This is a genomic window from Pararhizobium sp. DWP3-4 (assembly GCF_049898205.1).
Lineage (GTDB): Bacteria > Pseudomonadota > Alphaproteobacteria > Rhizobiales > Rhizobiaceae > Pararhizobium.
The window spans coordinates 140,613-148,158 of the sequence record NZ_JAFCXF010000012.1; the positions used below are offsets into that span (position 1 = coordinate 140,613).

Consider the following 7,546-nt stretch of genomic DNA (forward strand, 5'->3'; position numbering starts at 1 on the left):
CGAGATGGAAAAGGTGATGTTTTGGTCGAATACGCGTTTGGTCCGCTTGTTTTGGAAGACGGCGTCGAGTTTAGGCTCTGGGCTCCCCTGGCAGAAGACGTTTCTCTCGTGATCGAGGGGAGCAGTCCGCGGGAGATGGAACGCTCAGACGACGGATGGCATCGTTGTCACATTCCCGGCATCGGGCCAGGCAGCCGTTATAAGTTTGGTTTGCCGGACGGGTCCGAGGTGCCTGACCCCGCATCACGCCACCAGCCTGAAGACGTCCATGGCGCGAGTGAAGTTATCGATCTTCGGTACTTCGAATGGAAGGCTAGTGACTGGTTGGGACGTCCATGGGAAGAAAGCGTCATCTACGAGCTGCATATCGGCTCGTTTACGCAGCAAGGCACGTTCCGGGCGGCAATTGAACGACTGGACCACTTGGCAGAGCTTGGCGTCACCTCCATTCAGATCATGCCAGTCGGCGATTTTCCTGGCCGCTACAACTGGGGCTATGACAGCGTCCTGCCCTATGCACCGGACAGCAGTTATGGCCGTCCCGAGGATTTGATGGCACTGGTAGACGCAGCCCATGTACGCGGCATCAACGTGTTTCTCGATGTCGTCTACAATCATTTCGGTCCAGATGGAAATTACCTTGCAACCTACGCGCCGCTGTTTACCGAACACCACAAGACCCCATGGGGCAACGGCGTCAATTATGACGGTGAAGGATCGAAGGCCGTTCGGGAGTTTATCATTCAAAACGCAATCTACTGGATCACAGAGTTCAGGCTCGACGGTTTGCGCCTGGATGCGGTGCATGCCATTAACGATGACGCCGAAGAACATCTTCTTCACGAGTTAGCCCGTCGGGCTCGCGAAGCCGCAGGAACCCGGCGGCATGTTCACCTGATCGTCGAGAATGAGGACAACGACAGCGATTTGCTGCGTCGTGACGAGGACGGGAGGGCCACCAGCTTCACCGCCCAGTGGAACGACGATGTGCATCATGTTTTGCACATTGCCGCGACGGGTGAGACGTTCGGGTATTACCAGGATTACGCCGACGACGACGGCAAGGTCGGCCGTGCGCTTGCCGAAGGTTTTGTGTTTCAAGGGGAACACATGCCCTATCGTGGCGACAGCCGCGGAAAGCCTACGACCGGCCTACCCCCCACCGCGTTCATCTCCTTCATCCAGAATCATGACCAGATTGGCAACCGGGCGCTGGGCGATCGGATGATCACCTACCGTCCGCCGGAGCCTATCAAGGCGGTCATAGCCGTCTATCTGCTGTCGCCGCAGATTCCGATGCTGTTCATGGGCGAGGAGTGGGGAGCGCGTGAGCCTTTTCCGTACTTCTGCGGCTTCGATGATGAACTGAACGTGAAGGTCAGGAAAGGACGGCGAGAGGAATTGTCACGGCTTCCAGGCTTTGATGCCGACGACCTCCTTGATCCGACAGCACGGTCCACATTTGAGATGGCTAAGCTCGATTGGTCTCAGTTGGTTGGCACTGGTGCTTCGGACATGCTCGCCTTCTATAGGTCCTTGCTTACCCTGCGAAAGGACCGGATTGTTCCGTTGCTGCAAGGGGCCAGTGGTAGCGGCTCGTTCCGTCATGAGGGACGCCTGACGATAGTCGACTGGACGCTTGCGGGCGGCTCCATGCTTTACTTGCTCGCCAACTTTTCGGACGAACCGGTGACGATCCCGTCTCCGTTCGTGGGCGAACGCATCTTCCTGCATGGCTCGAACAGCGAGGGAACGCTAGCTCCCTGGTCCGTGCTCTCAAGCATTGATCTGGCGAAGACTTGAAGTCCGCACATCTGATCTAGAAAGTGAGACCATGGAATCGCATCTCGACCGCTTGGCCAAAGATCATGGCATCAGCCTTATGCGACCGTCTCCTGACAATGTGGAGGTGCCGATTACCGACGAGACGAAGCGCACGATCCTTGCTGCACTAGGCGTCGATGAAAAATCTGCTCGTGGACCTAAAAAAGTGCAGCAATCGAAGGCCATTCCCAAGTCGTTCGCCGGCACGCGCTGTTCGAAACTCTCTCGGCGTCGATGGGCAAAAGCGGTCATGGTACGGGCTGGAAAACTTGGCCGCCTGAATACCGACGACGTGACAGCGATGAGGTGGTCGAACTTGCGGATGCGCAGGCTGACACGATCCGCTTCCACATGTGGCTGCAATGGCTGGCCCACCAACAATTGACGCAAGCCGCCGCGGTCACACGCCGAGCCGGCCTCCGTATAGGGCTGTATCTTGATCTGGCCGTCGGTGAGGCCATCGATGGGTCAGCCACTTGGAGTGAGATTGAGGCTTATATTTCCGATGCCACGGTTGGAAGTCCTCCCGATCCGTTTGCCACCGATGGCCAGGACTGGCATCTGGCGGCGTTACATCCGATGGCGATAGCGTCCAGGACGGATTCCCCGTTTCGCCGGATGGTGAGCGCTGCCATGCGGTACGCCGGTGCCATCAGGATCGATCACGCCGCAGCACTGCGGCGCCTGTTTCTTGTGCCGCTCGACAGCGCGCCTGATAGCGGCGCCTATGTGAACTATCCGCAGGATAAACTGTTGCAAATTCTGTCGGACGCGTCCGCGGAATTCCAGTGCCTCGTCATCGGTGAGGATCTGGGGATGTTGCCGGAGGGGCTGCAGGAAGATCTGGCCGAAGCCCAAATCCTGTCCTACCGCATCCTCTCTTATGAACGGGAAGACGACGGGTTCAGGCCCGCGGGCGCCTACCCCTCCTTGTCGCTTGCCTGCATTTCGACGCACGATCACCAGACTTTGGCCGGTTGGTGGTGTGCCGCCGATATCAAAGCGCGCAAAGACCATGGAATTGTTCCTCCTGATGTGAGCAGAATGCATTTTGAAGAACGGCAGCATGAGCGCGCGGACCTGAAGCTTGCCCTCGATGAAGCGGGGACGCAGCCGCCGGCTCGTCTGCCACCTGTAAATGCGAACGACGATAAGCTGAAAGACCTGGTGGTCAGTGCCCATCGTTTCATTGCCAAGACGCCCTCTGTTTTAGTGGCAGTCCGGTTGGCAGATATGACAGACGAAAAGTGTCCGACCAACATCCCCGGCACAAGCGAAAGCTATCCGAACTGGAAGCCGAAACTCTCGGCAACGACAGAGGAGCTGGCCGGTCTGCCGCTTCTCAACGAGATCGCCGCGGCCATGCGAGAGGAGCGAGCGCATGCGGGGTAAACGGCACGCTCAAACCCTTGGCTGTCGAACTACTCGGAAAACCGTTCGAGCGAAGGAGAGTCCAGACTCCACAGATCGCTGAATTTAACAGTCTGTTGGCGGGTACTGAACCTCTACCTAACTCCCCCAACTGAACGCAATCGCCCTCCCAAGCAGATGAGAGCGAGGTGTCGCCTTTGAAGGCGACCCCTTATCACCATCTCCATCCAATCCTCGAACCTGAGGCCTTGAGATGGAAAATCCTTTCGGGCGAGTCGAGATCTGAGACCCGGACGACCTTCTAAGTTGTGATAAGGTTTGCTTCTTTGTGGCCAATAGCTACCGTCCTCGACGAGGACGGTAGCTACATTTGCGACAAGTGCCTCGCATCGTAGGTGGCAAACTTCTAAATCGACCTCTGTTTCCGATGACCGGAGACCAAATTGAAGGAGACTGCACCGGCGTGGAACTTCCGGATTCAAACATAGTTTACGTCGATCATCATGGAGACGGAAAATGTCAAGCACCAAAAGAGGCAGAGCGCAAGATCGGGCACGCGTCGCGGGCGGCCGGGTCCACGAGGTTCGCTACGAGGCCAAAAAAGAGGGGGTTACGAAAGACGCCGTCAAGAGCGCAGTCAAGGATGTCGGCAACAGCCGTAAAAAAGTCGAGGCCAATCTGGAGAACAAGCGATGAGCCATCGTGAGGTTGCTGTGCGCGACGGCGCTAGTCCCGCGGGTTTCCTAAATCAACGCCAGCACGCAAAGGTTTCGTTAGCGTTTTCCGAGACGGCCGGTTTGAAGGCGAATGCTAAAATCACCAATGACGGATTGTTATCGATAGCGGCTGTGGTCTCCACCATCCTTCTGTCGACGGCGGTTCTGGTAGAGGTTGCCACACGGGGCGCCCACTCCAAGAGGTTTTGGTAGCAATGGCCATACGCGACGCGGGTGATCAACCGGCCGCAGGAATATATGGCCTGTCCATCGAGACGGAGCCGATGGAAGCCAAATTGGCAAAGGCCCTTCCGTCCGGGGAAGGCTGGCAGTACGAGCCGAAATGGATGGCTTCAGATGTATCGCTTTCAGGAGCGATTCGTCCGTCGATCTTCGGGCAAAATCCGGAAAACCGCTTGGCCGCTACTTCCCGGAAGTGGTGGCGTTGCTCGCCGATCTTCCGACACCTAACTTCGTTATTGACGGGGAATTGGTGATAGAAGTGGAGGGGAAGCTATCTTTCGACGCTTTGCAGATGCGCTTGCATCCAGCCGAAAGTCGCGTCCGCAAACTTTCGAGAGAAACCCCAAGCAGGTTCATCGCATTCGACATGCTCGTGGATACGGACGGTATGCCAATCCTGGACAAAGAACTCGCCTATCGCCGCGCTCGCCTTGAAGACTTCCGTGAAAGGATTGAGGCCGCCGGCGTACCTCACCGTATCGCCGGCGACAAAGAACTTGCGCGAGGCGGACGCTTGGCTATCCCGATCGGGTGGAGATACCGATGGTGTGGTGTGCAAGCGGATCGATGAACCTTATAGACCCGGAGAGCGCGCGATGATGAAGGTCAAGCGCCTGCGGACCGCGGACTGTGTCGTCGGTGGGTTTCGGTATGAGAGAGACAGTGAGCTGGTGGGTTCGCTGTTGCTCGGCCTTTACAATGATGATGGACTACTCGACCACGTCGGTTTTACGTCTGCGATTGCCGACATCGAAAAGCCGGAGCTTACGGCGAGACTTGAATCACTGAAGGGTGGCCCGGGGTTCACCGGGAAGGCGCCTGGCGGACCGAGCCGTTGGACGACAGACCGATCTTCCGACTGGAAACCGCTCAGACCCGAACTGGTGGTGGAAGTCAAATTCGATCAGATCACCGGCTGCCGCTTCAGGCACGGAACCAAGCTTCTTCGCTGGCGCCCGGACAAGAAGCCGTCTCAGTGCGACTTCAGGCAGATCGGGCTGTGAAACACGGGGTGACCTTACCTCTCCCTTACATTTTTCAGAACGCTACGGTTGCTTCCATTATGAGCGCAACCGGCGTGACACGGGAAAACGTCCCGCGCCATGAACTCGAGGAACCCCTCCTGAACGAGCAAGACATTATCAATATAGATCTCGTCGAACCCGGAAGCGTCAGATCTACGAGAGCCAGCAGCTCATTGGCGTGGACAACGAGCGCCTTAGACCAAGCGTACGTTTGCGCACGGATCAATGCCTTACGGGAACTCTCACGAGCCGTCGTGTTAGCCGGCCTTCAATGAGGACGCCCCCTGTCTAAGAATGACGATGAAAAAACTTTCCGACGCCAGCAGTCGCAACGCGTAAACCGAAATCCAAGTCGCTAGATCTTGAGGACGTGGACATGAGTAAGGGTGGTGTCCAGGGGGACGTGTTCGTGTCCAAAGGAAGCGCTACCACAGTCGTTTCCCTCGTCTGGGAGGACAAAGGTCGGGATGAATGAGCGCCCATTCAAAGGACCGGCCCCCGGGGCTGTGCATCATTCTCAAACACCAAAGCTGGGACCACGACATGGCCTTTTCGCTTGGAAGATATCCGCACCGGACAGGCCTGACGCCGAGAAGATCGGCAGTCTTGCCGAATTAGAACATTATCTTGACAGGTCGGGCCTTGCTGGAGCCGCCCATCCATAGACATCATCGCGCGTACGCTGTTGATGCAGACTGACGGCCAAGGCTATTACAAATCCAGCGCTGATCCGGAGGATCGGTGGACAGATCGGCGGGGCCACCAGGGACGCTTGATGTGATGGACGACGTTTATTCGATAATTACGAGCCTCAAGCCGGTCGTTCTCCGGACGAATACTTTTCGCCCAACAGGACAGAACCTCTAAGGCGGCCCTCGAGCTGAACAGAGGTCGTTGTGGTCTGGGAGCACACTGACCCGGCCAGCTTGAGTGCCACACGCCAGAATTTGGTGGCCGCATAGATGTTACAGTCAACCCCGGCGGCTCGTCGGCGCACAACGTAGAAGCGAGGGAACTCGTACGTCCGACGGAGGTTTGTGGCGAAGATTGAAATGGAGGCCACCCATGGATAAGGTCATCGACGTCGATTTTCACGTCATTTGGCAATCGCCCGTCTTTGTCAGGATTGGCAACGGCATGCGGGAACGCATCGACGGTCCTGATGCGGCGTTATCGGCGCTTCTCCATCGCTGGCCATCTAGCGGTCAGTCAGAACACGTCGTTGCAAGGCGCCGATGCGTCGATGCGATCGAGACGCAGGGCAGCCCGGAAACTGCTCGTAGCGCATTTCTAGATGCGGCGGCGGCCGCCAAGATACTCGCATGACGAACCTTAAGCAGCCCTCCGCTCGAAGTTTCCCTCTGTCCGCGGGGTTGATACTGGGCCTTGGACTTGGAGGCTTCTTCGACGGAATTGTTCTCCATCAAATGTTGCAATGGCACCATATGCTCAGTTCATGGTACCCAGTCACCACGATCGAGAACCTTGAGCTGAACACGTTCTGGGACGGTGCCTTCCATTCCGGCACATACGTCGCCCTGCTCATTGGGCTGTTCACCCTATGGCGGTCCGGCCGCCTCAGTCATTTCCGCTGGTCGACCCGCGATCTTGTTGCCACGATGCTCATCGGCTTTGGAATGCTCAACCTCGTCGAGGGCATCGTAGACCACCAGGTCCTTGGTCTACACCATGTTAATGAAACCGTTGCTCGGGAGCAGTGGCTCGCGTGGGACCTGGGTTTTCTGGCTTGGGGTGGGGCCATGGTCGCCGTCGGCATGGTGATCATGAGACGGCGCCATGCTTGAGATACTGCGTGAAATCAGAACCGCCGCGATCTGGACGGCCTTCGGCCTCGGTCTTGTCTTCGCAACGCGACCAGTGTGGTCGTTTCTTGTATTTGGACCCAGCCTTACGCTTGAGGACGTGCTTTCACTACGCTGCTTCGGCCTTGCGGGATGACGCGTCGGTAGGAAAGGTGGCACTCGAGAAGCGAACGAAAGGTCTGATGATGAACGTACATAATGACAGAGCTGATCTCGGTTCCGTAAACCGCTCTTCCCGCACGGGGATGTGTGTGTTCTCGGTCCACAACGTGACGAAAGACCCGCCGTTTTCGAGGCTTGACCTCATCTCGTGCCGCAACCTGATGATCTATATGGACAATGATCTGCAGGACCGCATCTTGCGGACATTCCACTACGCGCTCAACCCCGACGGCCTGCTGTTCCTCGGTCTTTCGGAAGGCGTAAGCCGCCATTCAAATCTTTTCGCGGTCTGGGACAAGGCGGCCCACATCTTCCAGCGGTCGGATGGGGATGCGGCATTCCCGGCCCTTCCGATGCCACCGCAAACGCCTGCCGCCAATCG

General features: G+C 57.3%; 5 protein-coding genes and 2 pseudogenes. All 7 read left to right on the top strand.

The genetic code is table 11. The features are described from left to right. The first annotated feature begins 21 nt into the window (after positions 1 to 21). Positions 22 to 1,803 (top strand): malto-oligosyltrehalose trehalohydrolase, encoded by a 1,782-nt coding sequence (gene treZ / locus ACP7E6_RS24950; RefSeq protein WP_426232379.1) that lies wholly within the window; start codon positions 22 to 24, stop codon positions 1,801 to 1,803. A gap of 216 nt (positions 1,804 to 2,019) precedes the next feature. Beyond that, positions 2,020 to 3,216 (top strand): annotated as a pseudogene (gene malQ, locus ACP7E6_RS24955) (4-alpha-glucanotransferase); the annotation flags it as partial. A gap of 495 nt (positions 3,217 to 3,711) precedes the next feature. Then, a complete protein-coding gene (locus ACP7E6_RS24960; protein WP_426232380.1) occupies positions 3,712 to 3,891 on the top strand; it encodes a DUF3606 domain-containing protein in 180 nt (59 codons plus the stop codon). Positions 3,892 to 4,126: 235 nt separating this feature from the next. Beyond that, positions 4,127 to 5,158 (top strand): annotated as a pseudogene (locus ACP7E6_RS24965) (ATP-dependent DNA ligase). A 1,086-nt stretch (positions 5,159 to 6,244) separates the two neighbouring features. Next, positions 6,245 to 6,505, top strand: a complete 261-nt coding sequence (locus ACP7E6_RS24970) for a DUF982 domain-containing protein (RefSeq protein ID WP_426232381.1) — start codon at positions 6,245 to 6,247, stop codon at positions 6,503 to 6,505. Beyond that, complete coding sequence (locus ACP7E6_RS24975; protein ID WP_426232382.1) at positions 6,502 to 6,984, top strand: DUF2243 domain-containing protein; 483 nt, start codon at positions 6,502 to 6,504, stop codon at positions 6,982 to 6,984. Before ACP7E6_RS24970 ends, ACP7E6_RS24975 begins: the two co-directional genes overlap by 4 nt. A 200-nt stretch (positions 6,985 to 7,184) precedes the next feature. Then, positions 7,185 to 7,546: CheR family methyltransferase (locus ACP7E6_RS24980; protein WP_426232383.1), on the top strand; the 362-nt coding region annotated here is incomplete at its 3' end.